At 31.1% G+C, this 17,633-nt stretch carries 16 protein-coding genes; 4 read left to right on the top strand and 12 right to left on the bottom strand.

All coding sequences use genetic code 11. The annotated features are described in order from the left end of the window. Positions 1 to 103: 103 nt before the first annotated feature. A complete protein-coding gene (locus tag AAC008_RS00400) occupies positions 104 to 430 on the bottom strand; it encodes a helix-turn-helix domain-containing protein (protein WP_339886744.1) in 327 nt (108 codons plus the stop codon). Between the two features lie 129 nt (positions 431 to 559). On the opposite strand from AAC008_RS00400, the gene AAC008_RS00405 reads away from it, so the two are divergent. The 3 genes from AAC008_RS00405 to AAC008_RS00415 all read left to right on the top strand — a co-directional run bounded on the left by AAC008_RS00405 (position 560) and on the right by AAC008_RS00415 (position 2,793). Then, a complete protein-coding gene (locus tag AAC008_RS00405; RefSeq protein ID WP_339886745.1) occupies positions 560 to 1,066 on the top strand; it encodes a VOC family protein in 507 nt (168 codons plus the stop codon). Between the two features lie 107 nt (positions 1,067 to 1,173). After that, positions 1,174 to 1,695 carry a GNAT family N-acetyltransferase gene (locus tag AAC008_RS00410; protein WP_339886746.1) on the top strand — a complete coding sequence of 174 codons (522 nt, stop codon included), beginning with the start codon at positions 1,174 to 1,176 and terminating at the stop codon, positions 1,693 to 1,695. A 204-nt stretch (positions 1,696 to 1,899) separates the two neighbouring features. Then, on the top strand, positions 1,900 to 2,793 hold the full coding sequence (locus AAC008_RS00415) for a hypothetical protein (protein WP_339886748.1): 894 nt from the start codon (positions 1,900 to 1,902) through the stop codon (positions 2,791 to 2,793). 7 nt (positions 2,794 to 2,800) lie between these two features. On the opposite strand, the gene AAC008_RS00420 is transcribed toward AAC008_RS00415, so the two are convergent. Beyond that, complete coding sequence (locus tag AAC008_RS00420) at positions 2,801 to 3,091, bottom strand: chaperone modulator CbpM (RefSeq protein ID WP_339886749.1); 291 nt, start codon at positions 3,089 to 3,091, stop codon at positions 2,801 to 2,803. 4 nt (positions 3,092 to 3,095) lie between these two features. Beyond that, the gene (locus tag AAC008_RS00425) at positions 3,096 to 3,992 is read right to left on the bottom strand and encodes a J domain-containing protein (RefSeq protein WP_339886750.1); all 897 of its coding nucleotides are present in this window, start codon (positions 3,990 to 3,992) and stop codon (positions 3,096 to 3,098) included. Between the two features lie 354 nt (positions 3,993 to 4,346). Between AAC008_RS00425 and AAC008_RS00430 the strand changes: the two genes are divergently transcribed. Next, the gene (locus tag AAC008_RS00430) at positions 4,347 to 6,707 is read left to right on the top strand and encodes an ATP-binding protein (RefSeq protein WP_339886751.1); all 2,361 of its coding nucleotides are present in this window, start codon (positions 4,347 to 4,349) and stop codon (positions 6,705 to 6,707) included. Between the two features lie 137 nt (positions 6,708 to 6,844). Here AAC008_RS00430 and AAC008_RS00435 read toward each other — a convergent pair whose 3' ends face one another. From AAC008_RS00435 to AAC008_RS00475, 9 genes are all read right to left on the bottom strand, one after another. Then, positions 6,845 to 7,591: an Asp/Glu racemase gene (locus tag AAC008_RS00435; protein ID WP_339886752.1), complete on the bottom strand. Its 747-nt coding sequence runs from the start codon at positions 7,589 to 7,591 to the stop codon at positions 6,845 to 6,847. Positions 7,592 to 7,677: 86 nt separating this feature from the next. Further along, the gene (locus AAC008_RS00440) at positions 7,678 to 8,586 is read right to left on the bottom strand and encodes a fumarylacetoacetate hydrolase family protein (protein ID WP_339886753.1); all 909 of its coding nucleotides are present in this window, start codon (positions 8,584 to 8,586) and stop codon (positions 7,678 to 7,680) included. A 48-nt stretch (positions 8,587 to 8,634) separates the two neighbouring features. After that, a complete protein-coding gene (locus tag AAC008_RS00445) occupies positions 8,635 to 9,744 on the bottom strand; it encodes a cupin domain-containing protein (RefSeq protein WP_339886754.1) in 1,110 nt (369 codons plus the stop codon). 235 nt (positions 9,745 to 9,979) lie between these two features. After that, positions 9,980 to 10,960: a carbon-nitrogen hydrolase family protein gene (locus AAC008_RS00450; protein WP_339886755.1), complete on the bottom strand. Its 981-nt coding sequence runs from the start codon at positions 10,958 to 10,960 to the stop codon at positions 9,980 to 9,982. A gap of 63 nt (positions 10,961 to 11,023) precedes the next feature. Beyond that, positions 11,024 to 11,446 (bottom strand): acyl-CoA thioesterase, encoded by a 423-nt coding sequence (locus tag AAC008_RS00455; protein ID WP_339886756.1) that lies wholly within the window; start codon positions 11,444 to 11,446, stop codon positions 11,024 to 11,026. Positions 11,447 to 11,464: 18 nt separating this feature from the next. After that, a complete protein-coding gene (locus tag AAC008_RS00460) occupies positions 11,465 to 11,965 on the bottom strand; it encodes a YqiA/YcfP family alpha/beta fold hydrolase (protein WP_339886757.1) in 501 nt (166 codons plus the stop codon). Positions 11,966 to 11,980: 15 nt separating this feature from the next. Next, positions 11,981 to 13,561, bottom strand: coding sequence for an FMN-binding glutamate synthase family protein (locus AAC008_RS00465; RefSeq protein WP_339886758.1), 1,581 nt, complete (start codon positions 13,559 to 13,561; stop codon positions 11,981 to 11,983). Between the two features lie 75 nt (positions 13,562 to 13,636). Then, positions 13,637 to 15,223: an AMP-binding protein gene (locus tag AAC008_RS00470; protein ID WP_339886759.1), complete on the bottom strand. Its 1,587-nt coding sequence runs from the start codon at positions 15,221 to 15,223 to the stop codon at positions 13,637 to 13,639. A gap of 50 nt (positions 15,224 to 15,273) precedes the next feature. After that, positions 15,274 to 17,559 carry an FAD-dependent monooxygenase gene (locus AAC008_RS00475; protein WP_339886760.1) on the bottom strand — a complete coding sequence of 762 codons (2,286 nt, stop codon included), beginning with the start codon at positions 17,557 to 17,559 and terminating at the stop codon, positions 15,274 to 15,276. Positions 17,560 to 17,633 lie beyond the last annotated feature (74 nt).

Here is a 17,633-nt window from a genome sequence, read left to right on the forward strand (position 1 = left end):
AGATATGTAGTTTTGTTCTTTATGTTCAAGCTGTATTTTATAAAGAAAACCTGAATCGAAACTAAGTTTTGGTTTAGGTTTTTTATTTAGTTATAAAAGATTCTTATTTTTTGGAAGCATAAAATTTCATATCTTCTAATCCCCATTGGTCTAGGCTTCTTAGAATAGGTTCTAAAGACTTCCCTCTTTCGCTTAATTTATATTCTACTTTTGGTGGAACTACAGGGAATATTTTACGTTCAACTAAGCCATCTTTTTCAAGTTCTCTTATGGTTTGTGTAAACATTTTATTAGAAATTCCCGTAACACTTTTTTGAAGTTCACCCGAACGTAAAGCACCTTCTAATAAATGAAACAATAAAAGAGGTTTCCATTTGTTTCCAATCAAAATCATGGTATGATTTAGAGGGCAATCAATGTTTTTAAGCATTATTTTAAAGTTTAATTAGCTATAAATCAACAAATAACCCCTTTTGGTAACTATAGTACTTTTTAGTAAGTTATTGTCATGGTGGCAAATATAGTTTAATTTTGCCTTATTATTTAAAACAACCTAATTATGAATAACACATTTCCAAAATCATTTTCCCATATTGGATTAACGGTACCCAATATAAAAGAAGCTGTAAAATTCTATTCTGAAGTAATGGGTTGGTATATCATTATGGAACCCTCAACTGTTAAAAAAGAAGCCGAAACTGCTATAGGTCAAATGTGTATAGATGTTTTTGGTGATGACTGGGAAACCTTTGAAATTGCTCATTTATCTACTTCAGACGGAATAGGGATAGAGCTGTTCTCTTTTCCTCATGGAGTAAAGGAAGCTCCAGATTTTAATCCATTTAATACTGGTTTGTTTCATTTTTGTATACAAGATCCTAATATAGAGGCTTTGGTTGCTAAAATTGTTGCTTACGGAGGAAAACAACGTATGCCAATTCGTTCGTATTATCCGAATGATAAGCCTTACCAAATGTGTTATGTTGAAGATCCGTTCGGAATTGTATTTGAAGTATATACCCATAGTTATGAGTTAACTTATTCTTCTGGAGCTTATGCTAAATAACCTTATCTAAGACCCATTTTTTTTGATAGTAAGATGTCTATTGTGTTTTTATTATTTTTTGTAATTTTTTATTTGTTAAATTTGCATGATTTAAAATTAATTGACTAATGACAGAAACGGAACGACTTATTTTAAAACCACTGACTTATGAGCAGTTGATAAAATATATAAAATGTGATAATTCTTTGGAAATTGAATTGAAACTTAATGAAAATTCAAGGACAATTTCACCAGAATTGAAAGAAGCTTTTGAACAAACCATACTTCCAAACGTTGCAGATAAGAGTAAAAATTATTTGTATTCAACACTTTGGACAGTTATTTCAAAAATTGACAACAAAATGGTAGGCGATTTATGTATTGTTGGTGAACCTAACGCTGACGGAGAAATAGAGATAGGGTATGGAACTTATGATGAATTTAGGAATAAAGGTTTTATGACAGAAGGAGTAAGTGGACTAATTGAATGGGCTATAATTCAACCTGAAATAAAAGCAATTATTGCTTCTACAGAAAAAAATAATACTGCTTCTTTTAAAGTCCTAGAAAAAAATAATTTTCTAAAAATAGGAGAAACAGAAACATTATGTAATTGGAAATTAATACTAAAAAAAACGATTGAAAGGTAACGTTTATAACAACAAACTAATGCTTAGTTTTATTTTTCAAGTTTAAAATAAATTGCTTTTTGGGAGTTAGAGCTAGTTTAATTTCAAGAACTGTTAGCTAGCTGACAACACATTTAATTTGCAATTGTTATATTTGATTTTTAACTTTAGGGCAAAGCAATTTACTTAGATTTAGTCTGATTGCTATTTTAAATCAATTATCTTATGAAGAATATTTTACTTATTATTACTGTTTTAGGAAGTTTTTCAATATATGCACAAGGCTGTAGTGATGCAGGTTTTTGTTCGGTAGGCAACACTTTTACAGACGATATTATTAAAACTAAAAACCAACTTGATTTTGGAGCCATTATAGGTTCTGGTGAACAAGAGATTTCTCATTTTTCACCTTATGTGACTTATACACGTAACTTTACGAAATCTTTTTCTATTAGTGCTAAACTTACATATTCGAATGCTGATGGTGATTTTGGTTCAAATGGTCAGTTAGGTGATGCTTTTGTAATAGGAAATTATACCTTTAAAGAAAAAAATGCTAAAACATGGAGTACACTTTTTGGTTTAAAAATTCCACTTACAAATTCTGACGCTAAAATTGATGGTGTGGCTGTTCCGTTGGCTTATCAATCAAGTTTAGGTACTTATGATTTAATTGCTGGTGTTGGATTAAACTATAAAAAATGGTTTTTCAATACAGCTTTGCAATTGCCACTTATTAATAATAATGAGAATTCGTACTTTGATGAGTTTTCAGCGTCAAATGATTTTTCTTCCACCAATTTATTTGAAAGAAAACCCGATGTTTTGTTTAGAACAACTTATACCATTACTACCAACAAAAAATTTACGTTTAAGCCTAATTTATTATTTATCTATCATTTAGGGGAAGATACTTATGAAAATTTAGCCGGAAACCGAACTTCAATTGCAGGTTCAGATGGTTTAACTCTAAACGGAAACCTTATTACGAGTTATGCTATATCAAACCATAAAAGTTTAGAATTATCATTAGCTTCTCCATTCGCAATTAGAGACGAAAGACCAGACGGTTTAACACGTTCATTTACAGCTGGACTTATTTATAAATATGCGTTTTAAGAATAAATTATTCATATAAACCTAAGCGATTTCTAAGGTATTTGATTTCTTCAAGTAATTGATTTTCTTTTTCTTGTAAGCTTAAAATAATATCAATACCTTCTTTATTGATGTTTAAATCGTTGTGTAAACGAATAATTTTTTCGATGGTTGCTAATTGGTTTTTATCTAAATATTTTTGTTCTTGAACAACTATAATTTTAATTAATCCAAAAGCTTCTAAATCGTGGATAAAATTACTTTCGATTTGGTATTCTTGACAAAATAGATCTACTATGATTAATTCTTGCGTTTCCATATTTTTAGTTTTTGGCAGCTTTAGCTAAATCCTTGAATAACTCTGTTTCTTTTTCTGAAAGATTGGTAGGAATAACAATGTTATAAGTCACATACAAATCTCCAAATTGACCATCTTTTTTATAAATTGGAAAACCTTTTCCCTTTAAACGTACTTTTGTTCCATTTTGGATTCCAGCAGCTACTTTTAGTTTCAATTTTGATTGATTGAAATCGGAAATAGTAATTTCGCCACCTAAAACAGCTGTGTATAAATCTAAATCTTGCGTATAAAACAAATCATTTCCTACTCGTTTAAAAGCAGTGGTATTCAGAATAGAAAAAGAGATGTATAAATCACCATTTGGACCGTTATTAGCTCCTGGTCCACCATATCCACTAATTTTAATAGTTTGTTGATCTTCAATTCCAGCAGGAATAGCAATTCTAATACTTTTTCCGTTTACCGTAAACTCTTTTTTGTGTGTTGTATAAGCTTCTTTTATATTAATTTGAAGTTGTGCTTGAATATCTTGTCCACGATATTTTACTTGACTTCTTCGACTGCCACCAGCTTGATTGCCAAACATAGAAGAAAAATAATCTGAAAAATCTTCACCATTAAAATCTCCACTTGAATACGATTGTTGTTGACCAGTATTTGAATGCTGTTGTTTATACTTTTCGTATTCTTCTCCTTTTTCCCAATCCTTACCATACTTATCGTATTTCTTTCTTTTTTCTGGATTGCTCAAGACTTCATTAGCTTCATTTAGTTGTTGAAACTTTGTTTGTGCCTCTTTATCATTAGGGTTAATGTCTGGATGTAATTTTCTAGCTAGTTTACGATAGGCTTTTTTAATTTCATCACTAGTTGCGCTTTTAGTAATACCAAGGACTTTGTAGTAATCAATAAATTCCATAAGAATAGTAAATTAAACAGTTTAATTAGCTTAAAATGCTTATGTAAATTTAAGAATTTCTATAGAATTTTTCAAAGAATTGTTAGGCTTTTTATTCAAAAATAAATAAATGGCTCTTATTGCATGATAACTTTCATTCTACATTAGAATTTGTATTTAATAACGTTTTTAAAAAAGTTAACATCAAATTCTTTTGTCCGTCTTTTATTAAATTGTTCTTAAAAATTAATTGCTATTTTGTTATTTTTTTTATAATTTTAATACTAATACTTAATAGGCAAATAATTATTCATTGTAGTTATATTAAATGGCTTTGCTATTTAATATAACTACAAGTTTAACACATTTTAAAATATGATAGAAAATAATGTGAATGCGTTTACTATTTCTAAATTTCAAGATGAACTTGACGCAATAAAACTTGAACTTAAATTAAAAAAAGAAGAGTTACGAATTGCTGTTAATAAAACTAAAATAGAAGCTAATAGCTATTCCAATCTTTATGATTTTGCACCAATTGGACATTTTAAACTCGATAAAAATGGTTCTATTAAGGATGTAAATAAATATGGTGCAAAGATTTTAGGGAATACAATTTCTGTTATTATTGATAGTAATTTTAAAAATTATATAGCTCCAGAAGGTCAATCAGAATTTAATGATTTTTTTCAGGGTTTAGTAAAAACTAATGTAATTAAATCTTGTGAAATTCAACTTTTATTAAAAAACAAACAAGTAAAATTCGTACATATTTCATGTGTCTATAGACAAAAACAAGATGAATATTTTTTTTATGTAATTGATATTTCAAAACATAAACTAATTGAAGAAAATTTAAAAAATTTAGAAAATGAAAATAGTGCAATTCTAAAAGCTTTTGAATATATCGTTTTTAGAATAAATAGAGAAGGTATAATTTTAAATTATCGTGCCTCTAAACAAGAATTACTTTTTACAGATCCTAAAAATTTTATAAATAAAAAATCCTCTAGTGTTTTACCAGAAAACATAGCGAATTTATTTGATCAATCAATAGAAAAAGCAATTTCTGAAAAGAAAGTAGTTTTAGTTGAATATTCACTATTGTTAAACTCAATTGAACATTATTTTGAAGCTCATATTATACCTGTTGAATCTAATGAAGTTTTGGCATTCATTAATGATATTTCTACACGAAAAAAAATTGAGTTAGAATTAACATTTGCAAAAAAAGTAGCAGAAGAAAATGAAATGCGTTACAAAGCCTTACACAATGCCTCTTTTGGTGGAATTGCAATTCATGATAAAGGAATGATTTTAGAATGCAATCAAGGTTTATCTGACATTACGGGATATTCAATTAATGAATTAATTGGAATGGATGGCTTAAAGTTGATTGCTGAAAAATCAAGAAAGCAAGTAATGCAAAATATCTTAAGCGGTTATGAAAAACCTTATGAAGAATATGGACTTCGAAAAAATGGTGAAGAATACCCAATTCGATTAGAGGCAAGAAATATTCCTTATAAAGAAAAAACGGCTAGATCAGTTGAATTTAGAGATATAACCGATCAAAAAATAGCCGGCATTGAATTGCTTTTAGCAAAGGAAAAAGCCGAAGAATCGGATCGTTTAAAATCATCTTTCTTGGCAAATATGAGTCACGAAATTAGAACTCCAATGAATGGAATATTAGGATTTGCAGAATTATTAAAAGAACCTAATCTTTCGGGTTCAAAACAGCAAGAATATATTAATATCATAGAAGAAAGTGGTGAGAGAATGTTAAACGTTATCAATGATATTATTAGCATTTCTAAAATAGAATCTGGGACTGTGGAACTGCATAATGAACTTTCTAATATTAATGAACAGGTAGAGTATATTTACAATTTTTTCCTTCCAGAAGTTGAAAATAAAGGAGTGAAATTATCCTTTCATAATTCATTTTCGAATGATGAAGCTATAATTACTACTGATCGTGAAAAAGTATTTTCAATACTAACTAACCTTGTAAAAAATGCAATTAAACACACAGAAGAAGGTCATATAAAATTTGGATATATTAAAAAAGATAATTTACTTCAGTTTTTTGTAGAAGATACTGGAATAGGAATACCAGAAGACCTTATTGAAGCTGTTTTTAAACGATTTATTCAAGCCGACAATACCAATAAAAGGGAATTACAAGGAGCAGGGCTAGGACTTTCTATTTCAAAAGCTTTTGTAGAAATACTTGGTGGACAAATTTGGGCTGAATCTAAAGTAGGAGTAGGAAGTACTTTTTATTTCACACTTCCTTATTTTAAAGATTCGTCGGTCGCAAAATATACAAAAGCAATTAAACCAAATGTAGAATTGGAGTTCGTTACAAATAAACTAAAAATATTAATTGCTGAAGATGATAAAATTTCAGAGCTATTAATTACTCACATCATTAAAAATTTAGTTCGCGAAATTATCTATGCAAAAAACGGAGAAGAAGCTGTACAAGCTTTTATTGATAATCCTGATATTGATTTAGTATTAATGGATATGCAAATGCCAATAATGAATGGCTATGAAGCCACGCAGGAAATTAGAAAAAATAATAAAAAAGTATTAATTATTGCTCAAACAGCAAATGTTCTTTCAAATGAAAATGAAATAATGTTACAAGCTGGATGCAATGAAATCATAGCAAAACCAATTCAAGTAAATGAACTAAAACAAGTAATTGGTAAATATTTCAAATAAAATAAGAGGTATATAATAATAGTTTTGAATCAGTTAAGGCTTTTGATTAACTAAAATTACTCAATATAGTATAGGTTATTCTTTACTACCTAATACGTTATAATAATATAACAACTGATTCAAAATAATTAAGTTTTTTAATAGTTCCCGTTTAACAATTCACCACCAATTGCAGATTTTGCTTCAATTCCGATTTTCTTCATCATTTCATAAGTCGTACAAACAGCTGCAGAAGTCACCGGAATTCCACATTCAGCCTGAATTAAATCAATAGCTTCCAAAGAAGGCATTTGCACACAAGCAGAAGCTACTAAAACATCAACATCAGTCAAATCTAATTGTTTATAGATTTCCATTAAATTCATAGGGTCTTGAGCAGCCACTTCCAAATTATCTGGAATTTCCAAAGCAATACTTTGCTTAACTTTTATGCCTTGATTTTCGATATAATCTACAACCATATCAGTCAAAGGTCTCATGTAAGGAGTAATTATTGAAATTTGTTTAGCTCCTAAAATTTTCAAACCATTAATCAAAGCACCTGCAGAAGTCACAATAGGAGTAGGGAAGTCATTCACAACCGTTTCTTGGTGTAAATTCACTTCTGAAACACAATGATAACCTCTTCCCATGCTCATAATCGCAACCAAACATGCATAACCCATAACATCAACATGTGCATCTGATAATTCTTGAGCACATTTTAAACTCATGGCATCCATTGCTGCCAATTCTTCTTTAGTAACTTTTTTCATGCGCATTCTACTGCTGTGAAACGTAAAGCGTTCTGGAAGTATAGTTTCTCTTGATCGGAAAATTGCTGGTATTTCGGTTTCCATCGTTACGTTTGAGGATGGAACTATTTGGCCTATTCTGTATTTCATTTTTATTTGTTTTTGGAACACAGATTTAAGAAATTTGAGAAATTTTAAAAATTATTTTAATTTCTTAAATCTGTGTTCCTATATTTTTATATTTCTTTAACGGTATTCACAATTGATCCAATTCCTTCAACGGTACATTTTACTACGTCACCATCTTTTAGCCATTCTTGTGGTGTTCTTCCGGCTCCAACTCCTGCTGGTGTTCCTGTTGCGATGATGTCTCCAGCTTCTATGGTGAAAACGGTACTTAAATCTTCAATCAATGCATTAATATTGAATAACATAAATTGAGTATTTGAATTTTGTTTTTCAATTCCATTTACCGTTAATGATAAATTCAAATTATGCGGATTTTCTATTTCGTCTTTGGTTACTAAAATGGGTCCCATTGGTGCAAAAGTATCTTGTCCTTTAGAAACAATCCATTGTCCAGATCTACGACAATCTCTAGCCGAAATATCGTTAATTACTGTGTATCCAAAAACATAATCCATAGCTTCAGATTGAGGAACGTATTTTCCTTTCTTTGAGATAATTACAGCTAATTCAACTTCCCAATCTAATTGATTGGTAAGCTTTCTGTTTAATAGAATTTCAGTATTTGTTCCAGTAACACAAGTTGGAGGTTTTGAAAAGATAATTGGTTGCTGTGGCAATTCGTTAGAAGTGTCTAAAGTACGAGCACTTTCGGCAACATGTTCTGTATAATTTAAACCAATTCCGATTACATTTTTTCTAGGTTTTGGAATAGGAGCAAGGAAGGTAACTTCGTCTATTTTATACGAGATTTCTTCAAAATCAACTTCACGAGTGTCATCAATTAGATCTTGAATTTCAGAAATTATTTCATATCCTAAATCAATTAAATCTAACATGTCATCTGGTAATGGAAAGTTGCAAATATTTCCAAAGTCTTCCATATCCACAACCATTTCATTGTGAATAAATCCTAATCTTGGTTCTGTGCTTTCTGTTTTGTACGTAAGTAGTTTCATTTTTTGTTTTATTGTTGAGACGTTGCATTGCAACGTCTGTACTTATTTTTATATTATTGTTTGATGTCCGTTGTTTTCTGTGTATTCTTTTCCTTGATACAATCCTAGTTTTTCAATTACAGGTAAATCGTTGAAATTGAATAAACAAGCGTCTTCTGTATCAGATAAATTATGATGTTCGTGCCAAGCCCATGAAGGAACGCAGAAAATATCACGTTCTTTCCAATCGTAGCGTTTTCCATCTATAATTGAGTATCCTTTTCCTTTGGCGCATTGGTAAACAAATGAACCTGTATGTTTGTGTGCTTTTCCTTTGAAACCTGCTGGTAATAATTGCATTGATGCACCCATTGTTTGCATTACATGCCCACCAGTCATAGGATTTGAATAATGCATAAAAACACCATCAACTGGATTAATTTCATTCGTTTTTGAAGCTTCAACTAAAGCTGGATAGACTTTTTTCCAAGAAAACTTGAATAAAGGAGAATAGGGTTTATCCCAAACTTTATCTGCAGGAATGATTCCAGCTGTTCCGTAATTGATTGGAGAATAATTTAAAGGAACATCTAAGGGTTGTTTTCCATCATAAACCGCATAATCATTCGCTTCTAAAGCGTTAATCAATGGAATATCTAAACCATCTTGCCAAATGCAAGTTATTCCATCAGCATCAACTCCGTGTTCGTGCCAAGTAGAATTTGGTGTAATTACAAAATCATTGACTTCAAAAGTAATTTTATTTCCATCAACAACCGTATAACCACCTTCACCTTCCATAATGAAACGTAAGGCAGATGCTTTGTGTTTGTGAGCCGAAGTACTTTCTCCTGGACGTGTAACTTGAATTCCAGAATATAACCAACCTACAGCAGCGGCAACGTCTTTTCGTTTGTCGTTTACTAAATAAACTACTCGTCTTCCTGCTTGTTCTGGTGTGACTAATTCGGATGATTTTAAAACTAAATCGCGTAAATCGTCATATTTCCATAACATGGGAACTGAATTGGATTTTGGTTCCCAAGGTTCAATGTCATTAGCAACGGTCCATAAAGCACCAGCACCAAGGTTTTCTAATTCTTTGTAGTAGGCTATTAATTCTGGAGAATCTTGAACTCTAGCTCTTCCGTATTGATCGTCTGACTGGTTTTCGTTCATGGTTTGTTTTTTTTTTTTTGATTACACAGAGTTTCTCAAAGTTTTCTCAAAGTCTAACAAAGTTTATACTATTTCTTTGTGTAACTATTTGTTTATTAGCGTGTTTATATGAAACAAATCTTTATTTTTTAGTGATTACACAGAGTTTCGTAAAATTTTCTCAAAGTCTAACAAAGTTTATACTATTTCTTTGTGTATCTCTGTGTTTCTTTGTGCATCTCTGTGAAATAATTCTTTATTTTTTATTAAATTCTTCGTGATTATCGATAAACGTAATCTTTCTTGTTGGAGCTATATTTACTCGCAAATCAAAGATATCGAATCTATTGTAATGTCCCAAAATATCGTGCATTTGTTTGGGTTGTATGCATTTTTCTAAATCAATTTCTGCATACACAATTCCTTCGTCATCAATTAAAGGTTCTCCGATTGTTGCTCCATTTGGGCCAATAAATCCTGAAAAAGCTGAATTTTTACGAGTTAATACTTCATCAACATTAGGAACATCTTCGCGCAAAGCATCTTTAATTTCTTGAGAAATGGTTGAACAGGAAACAATTGTAAATAATTTTCCTTCAAAAGAATGGGCTGCTGCTCTAATTTTAATCGCTTCTGCCATATTGTAATCAGGTGGTGCAACAGGTAACGAAATATAATTGGCTATATGCACTAATTCACCTTGAGAAAGTAGTGTAAAACGTGCTAAAGTGTTGGTGTTTTCTCCACAAGCTAATGTTCCGAGTGGTCCTACTTCTGTATCATACACTTTTAACGAAGAACCATCACCAGAAGACCATGTTAACTTTTCTGCCCAAGTTGGGACTAGTTTTCTGTGTTTTCCGATTAGTTTTCCATTGTTATCTATGATTAAATTAGTGTTGTAAATTTCACCATACGAATCACCACGTTCGTTAATTCCAATAACAATATGCATATTGAAATCTTTTGCAGCTTGAAACAAGGGTTGCATGGATTCATCATCTGTTTTTACAGAACATTTGTATAGTTTTTCATACCATTTGCTTCCTTGAACAGGTGTCATTATCCAATTCCAATAAGGATAACCTGCTACGAATACTTCAGGAAAAGCAATTAAAGTAGCTCCATTTTCACTAGCTTCTTTGATGAAACCTATAGCTTTTTCAATAGTTTTTTCTACATTAAGAAAAACAGGTGAAGTTTGTACAGTTGCGGCTTTGAATTTTTTAAAGTCCATTATTTTTTTAATTACGAATTGAGAATTACTAATTATGAATTGAAAACGAGATTAAATCGTAATTCATAATTTGTAATTCATAATTTTATTTTTCATTTCTTCATTAAAACCTTCAGCTTTAATATTATTTCTATTTTCGCTGAAAGCTACATTTACTAGAGTAACTTCTCCTTCTAAACAAATTTTTCCCTCTTCATCTTCGAATTTGAATCCACATAAGATTGAAGCACCACCAAGGTTTTTAACCCAAAGTTTTTTGGTCAGGATTTCTCCTAAACGAGCTGCTTTTTTAAACTGTACTTTTAAATCTACGGTTGGAATTCCGTTAGTTTCATGCATTTTTGAGAAAGGTCTTTCTAACGCTTCTTCAAACCAATCTTCAACTAAATCGTTTAGCATTTCTAAAAATCTAGGATAGAAGACAATTCCAGCATAATCTACATGCTTGAATTTGATTTTTTCTTGTTTTGTGAAGTAGTTATTCATTTTTCTAATTACTATTAGTTATAATTTTGGAGTTACGTTTAAATTTTGTTCTATAAAAAAAATAATTTCTTTTTTAAATAGTTCGAAAGATGTTCCGTGTTCATGACTTAATAAAGCATATGTGTAATTTATGTTTCCTTCCTTTTTGATAAAATCAATTGTACTTAATGGATTAATAACTATATCATTTTCTCCAAGAACTAAATATATTTTTGGTTTATATTTTCCTTTAGAATGTCCATTTATATCAGGTTCAAAACTTCTTGAATGCAAAGCAGGGTTGAATAAAATAGCATTTACATTTAACTCTTTAGCAATTTCATGTGCAAAATACCCACCCATTGATGAACCAATTATTAAATCAGGTTCAAAAACAGAAATTTTTGATTTTAAATTTTGATAAATATTTGATTCATGATAATCAACATATGGATCAAATATATCATAATTTGATTTTAACCAATCATTTTTTGGTCCTAAATTATTTGATTCTAATCCATGTAAATAAACTATTTTCATAAATTATATTTTGATTTAAAATTTTTCTGCAATTGCTCTTTTCCAAAAATACAACATTTCTTTAGGAACAGTTTCTTCTTTTAGCAAACATCCTGTTACTAAATCTGGGAAAATTTGAGCAAATGTTTCTACTTTGTTTCTTTCTATTCTTGTTGTAATTACATCTCTTGTGACAAGATCTGGATGTATTATTCCGGCAGAAGCCATTAAATCTACGGCACTTTTAACGGTTTCTTGTTGAAAACGAGTTACTCTTATGCTTTTATCTTCTGGAACTAATCCTTTCATTAGAGAAGGGTTTTGTGTAGCAACTCCGGTTGGACATGTGTTCGCATGACATTCCAAAGCTTGAATGCAACCTAAAGCAAACATCATTCCTCTGGCTGAATTGCATAAATCCGCACCTAAAGATAGATTTCTAATGATGTCAAATCCTGTAATTACCTTACCTGAAGCTATAATTTTGATTTGATTTTTGATTCCAAATCCATTCAAAGCATCATGAACAAAAGCTACTGCATCTCTTAAAGGCATTCCGACATGGTCTGAATATTCTTGTGGAGCAGCACCAGTTCCACCTTCACCACCATCAACAGTAACGAAATCCACATAAGTTTCTGTCTCAACCATGGCTTTGCAAATGGCAATGAATTCTGATTTATTTCCAATACAAATCTTCATTCCAATAGGTTTTCCTCCTGATTTTTCTCTTAATAATTTTACAAAATCCATTAGTTCTAAAGGAGTTGTAAAAGCTGAATGTGTTGGTGGAGAAACGATATCATGACCTTTATTAACTAATCTAATAGCTGCAATTTCATCGGTAACTTTTTCTTTTGGTAAAATTCCACCATGACCAGGTTTTGCTCCTTGAGAGAACTTAATTTCGATCATTTTTACATTATCTAGTAAGGCTCTTTTTTCGAATTCATCTACACAAAAAGTTCCATCAAAATTTCGACAACTAAAATAACCTGTTCCTATATTCCAAACAACATCACCACCTAATAAATGATAAGGTGAAAGTCCACCTTCTCCAGTATTGTGAAAAAAACCTCCTTGTTTTGCACCATTATTTAAAGCTATTATCGCGTTTTTGCTCAAAGAACCGAAACTCATGGCACTAATATTGAACAAACTTGCTTCGTATGGTTTTGTACATTGAGAAGAGCCAATTCTTACTCTTGGGTCATGCTGTGCTTCAGAAAAAGGAATCGAGCGAATGCTATGGTTAATCCATTCATAGCCATCATCGTAAACATCAAGTTGTGTTCCGAAAGGCATAGTGTCATTTTCTTTTTTACTGCGATGATATACAATATCTCGTTGCAACCTATTGAATGGTTTTCCGTCTAAATCGGTTTCAATGAAATATTGACGCATTTCTGGACCAATAGCAGATAAAATATAACGCATTCGACCAAGAAGAGGAAAGTTTCTTCTAATAGTTCTGTCAGAAATATACATATCATATAGTCCCATAAGAATCAATGGAATTAAAATAAACAGTAGAAAACTAAATTTCCAATTAATATAAGTTAATATGGCAGTTAAGGATAATAAAGTAAAACTAATTACTAAAAAGGTTTTTCTCATTTTTATTTTTATGTTAGATTCTGAATTACTGAAATAAATTCAGCACTAGCGAATTCAGAATGACAAAATTTGTGTTTATTTTAATTTAAATCGTTGTATTTTTCCAGTTTCTGTTTTGGGTAAATTATCTATAAATTTTATTACTCTTGGGTATTTATAGGGAGCAGCTACTTCTTTGAACCACTGCTGAATATGCTTCTCTAAATCTATTGAAGCTTTATGTTTTTTTTTTAATACTATATGTGCACAAACCAGCATTCCACGTTCTTTATCTGGAATTCCAATTACTGCACATTCAAATATATCTTCATGCGTTAAAAGTACAGATTCAACTTCAATGGCTGCAATGTTATAACCCGAAGAAATAATCATGTCATCACCACGAGCCACGAACCAAAAATAACCGTTTTCGTCTTTTTTAAATATATCACCTGTAATGTTCCAACCGTTCTGAACGTAGGCTTTTTGTTTTTCTTCACGGTTTAAGTATTTGCAACCTGTAATTCCTCTAACGGCTAATTTTCCTGTTTCATTTGCTGCAAGTTCAATTCCATTATCGTCAACAATTTTAGCTTCGTAGCCTAAAATCGGTAAACCTGTTGCACCTGGAATCATATTCTCTTCGTTAGATGAGATGAAAATATGAAGTATTTCTGTTGCTCCAATTCCGTCTATAATTTTTAAACCTGTAGCATCATACCAATCTTTCCAAACTTGTAAAGGCAAAGTTTCACCAGCTGAAACGCATTTTCGTAAACTTGAAACATCAAATTCATCAAGTTTTAAAGTCAAAACTCTCCAAGCTGTTGGTGCTGTGAAGCAAATTGTGATTTTATAATCTTGAATAGCTTTTAAAAGCAAATCTGGACTTGGTTTTTCGATTAAAAAAGTTGAAGCTCCAAAATACATTGGGAATAAAACTAAACCTCCTAAACCAAATGTAAATCCAAGTGGTGGACTTCCTATAAAAATATCTTCTTTTGTTGGTTGCAATGAATATGCAGGAAACGCTTCACAAATATTTAAAATATCTTTGTGGTAATGAGCTGTCATTTTAGGTAAACCTGTTGTTCCAGAAGTGAAACCAATTAAACAAACACTATCAGATTTTGAATGGTAATTATCAAAGGTTTTGGGTTTTGATTGCATTAATTGTTCTAAATCACCCTTTCTGAAAAAGCTTTTTTTCTTTAAGAATTTTGATTCAACTTGATTCATGTCTTCTGCCAAATCACTATCCGAAATGGCAATTGCTATTTCTGCACAATCTATAACTGTAGTTAACTCTTTAGTACGAAGTAGCGGCATAGTGGCCACAACAATTCCTCCAGCTTTAAGAATTGCAAACCAACAAGCGACCATCATTGGGTTATTAGCTGAACGTAATAAAACACGATTTCCAGAAACCAATCCTAAATCATCAATTAAGACATGAGCAATTTGATTAGCTTTTTCGTATAAATCCTTATAAGTCCATGTTTCTTCGAAAGTACGAATACAAACGGCATCACCATTTCCGTTTTTAATATGATTATCTAACAAACGTTCGACACAATTCAACATTTCTGGATGTTGAAATTGAGGTAAATCACACAAATAATCGGGTTGCAAGTCTAAGCTTGGTAGATTATTGTGAGCGAAATTGTCTGTATAATGTTTCATAGATTATTTATAAAACCCTTCCAGAGTTTTAAACTCTGGAAGGGTTGTTTTTATATCTTATTACTTTTAGGTTTCAAAGCCTTTTTCATTCCTTCAACTTGTTTTCTTTCAGAAACTTTTAAAGGATATAAATGAGAAATTCCCATTTTGTATTGATTTGGAATATCGTTTGCTTGAAATTTTTCGTGAGCTTGAGCGTTTCTAACAAAATTTGGGTCTAATAACAAAGGTCTTCCTAAAGCTACTAAATCAGCTCTTCCGTTAAGAATTATAGTGTTTATTTGGTCAATATCTTGAATGTAACCCGTTGTAATTGTTGGAATATTAGCTGTATTTCGAACAGTATCCGAAAAAGGTGTTTGCCACATTCTTCCGGTTTGCGGTTTTTGATTGGTTACTGTATTTCCTGTAGAAACATTTATAATATCTGCTCCAGCGTTTTTGAAAGCTGTTGCAATAGTTAAAACATCTTCTTCTGAAATTCCGTTTTCTGCCCAATCGGTTGCTGAAATTCGGACTGACATTGGTTTATCTTTTGGAAAAGCGTTTCTCATTTCATTGAAAACTCGTAATGGAAATTTTAAACGATTTTCGATACTTCCTCCAAACTCATCTTTTCTGATATTTGTTAAAGGTGAAAGAAAAGAAGCCAATAAAAATCCGTGATGAGCTTGTAATTCAATCATATCAAACCCAGCTTTGTCAGCATTTTTTGTCGCTTGAACGAATTGAGAAGTTATCAAATCCATGTCTTCCAAATTCATTTCTTTTGGAGTGCTGAAATTTTCATTGAATGAAATAGGAGAAGCTGAAAGTAATTCCCATTTATCCTTTAAATCTTCGGTTTCCCAAGGTTTTTTTGTAGCACCTTTTCGACCTGAATGTCCTAATTGAATTCCGACTTTTGTTTGTGTGTTTTTGTGAATGAAATCATTAATAAGTTTCCATTCAACTATTTGATTTTCATTGTAAATACCTGTACAGCCTAAAGTAATACGTCCAGTCTCTGAAACTGCAGTCATTTCGGTTAAAATTAAACCTAAACCACCAATTGCTCTTGAAGAATAATGTTGAAAATGCCAATCGTTTACTAAGCCGTTTTCTGCTGAATATTGACCCATTGGAGATAATACAATTCGGTTTTGTAATTCTAAATCTCTTAATTTGAAAATCGAAAATGCTGCCGATTGATTTTTGTCATTGACATTGTCATTAAACTCATGTAAAACTTTATCGGTAAATGATTTATCACGAATTTGTAGATTTTCATAAGTAACTTTTTTAGAACGCGTCATGCATCCAAAAGCAAATTGATAAAATGGATGTTGAATATGTCTGTCCATGTTTTCAAACCAATCCAGGGAAACATTGGCAGCGTACTGAATCATTTCTACGATATTTCTTCTTGATTTATCATAGTTTTGAAAAGCAGTTTGAATATTATTTGGATTTGCAATAATTGAATCGGATAAAGCAATAGCAGATTCCATGGCTAATTTTGTTCCAGAACCAATAGAGTAGTGGGCTGTAGCCTTTGCATCTCCTAATAAAACGATGTTGTTATGATACCAATTTTCATTCGTTACATGCGGAAATTGCCTCCAGTGCGATTTATTGGTGATTAAACCATGATTATCTAATTCGGATTTAAATAATTCTTGTAATTTTTGAACTGTATCTTCTTCGTTGTATGTATCGAATCCGAATTTCTCCCAAGTTTCAGGTGCACATTCAAAAATCCAAGTACTCATTCCTTCTTCGTATTGATAGGTATGTGCTGCAAAAGCTCCGTGTTCCGTTTGCTTGAAGAAATACGTAAATGCATCTAAAGGTTTTGTAGAACCCATCCAAACGAATTTGTTTTTCTTTAGTTCTACTTTTGTTCCGAAATCTGATTCAAATTGTGTTCTGGTTAGGCTTGATAAACCATCACAAGCTACAATTACATCTGAATCAGCAAATTGGTTTAAATCTTCTACATTGGCTTCAAAATGAAGATTTACTCCTTCTTCTTCACAACGTTGATGAAGTAATTGTAAAAGTGTTTTTCTAGAACAACCGCAAAAACCGTTTCCAGCAATGCTTACTTCTTGTCCATCACGAGCAATAATTATGTCATCCCAATAGGCGAATTTACTCCGAATTAACTCGTATGATCTCATGTCTTTTTTTAAGAATTCACCTAAAGTTTCATCTGAAAAAACTACTCCAAAACCAAAACTATCATCAGGATGATTACGTTCGTAAACATCAATTTGACAATCAGGCATTGCTTTTTTAGTTAAAATAGAAAAATATAATCCACCTGGACCACCACCAATTACTGTTATTTTCATTTTTATTCTGAATTTATTTACTTCACTAACTTAATTGATAAAAAGTATTCTGTGAATTTTGTTTCAGAATTTCT

The organism is uncultured Flavobacterium sp., from assembly GCF_963975515.1.
GTDB lineage: Bacteria > Bacteroidota > Bacteroidia > Flavobacteriales > Flavobacteriaceae > Flavobacterium.

Coding starts and splice junctions, on each gene's coding strand:
- AAC008_RS00400 (WP_339886744.1), bottom strand. CDS start 430: ATGCTTAAAAACATTGATTGCCCTCTAAATCATACCATGATTTTGATT.
- AAC008_RS00405 (WP_339886745.1), top strand. CDS start 560: ATGAATAACACATTTCCAAAATCATTTTCCCATATTGGATTAACGGTA.
- AAC008_RS00410 (WP_339886746.1), top strand. CDS start 1,174: ATGACAGAAACGGAACGACTTATTTTAAAACCACTGACTTATGAGCAG.
- AAC008_RS00415 (WP_339886748.1), top strand. CDS start 1,900: ATGAAGAATATTTTACTTATTATTACTGTTTTAGGAAGTTTTTCAATA.
- AAC008_RS00420 (WP_339886749.1), bottom strand. CDS start 3,091: ATGGAAACGCAAGAATTAATCATAGTAGATCTATTTTGTCAAGAATAC.
- AAC008_RS00425 (WP_339886750.1), bottom strand. CDS start 3,992: ATGGAATTTATTGATTACTACAAAGTCCTTGGTATTACTAAAAGCGCA.
- AAC008_RS00430 (WP_339886751.1), top strand. CDS start 4,347: ATGATAGAAAATAATGTGAATGCGTTTACTATTTCTAAATTTCAAGAT.
- AAC008_RS00435 (WP_339886752.1), bottom strand. CDS start 7,591: ATGAAATACAGAATAGGCCAAATAGTTCCATCCTCAAACGTAACGATG.
- AAC008_RS00440 (WP_339886753.1), bottom strand. CDS start 8,586: ATGAAACTACTTACGTACAAAACAGAAAGCACAGAACCAAGATTAGGA.
- AAC008_RS00445 (WP_339886754.1), bottom strand. CDS start 9,744: ATGAACGAAAACCAGTCAGACGATCAATACGGAAGAGCTAGAGTTCAA.
- AAC008_RS00450 (WP_339886755.1), bottom strand. CDS start 10,960: ATGGACTTTAAAAAATTCAAAGCCGCAACTGTACAAACTTCACCTGTT.
- AAC008_RS00455 (WP_339886756.1), bottom strand. CDS start 11,446: ATGAATAACTACTTCACAAAACAAGAAAAAATCAAATTCAAGCATGTA.
- AAC008_RS00460 (WP_339886757.1), bottom strand. CDS start 11,965: ATGAAAATAGTTTATTTACATGGATTAGAATCAAATAATTTAGGACCA.
- AAC008_RS00465 (WP_339886758.1), bottom strand. CDS start 13,561: ATGAGAAAAACCTTTTTAGTAATTAGTTTTACTTTATTATCCTTAACT.
- AAC008_RS00470 (WP_339886759.1), bottom strand. CDS start 15,223: ATGAAACATTATACAGACAATTTCGCTCACAATAATCTACCAAGCTTA.
- AAC008_RS00475 (WP_339886760.1), bottom strand. CDS start 17,559: ATGAAAATAACAGTAATTGGTGGTGGTCCAGGTGGATTATATTTTTCT.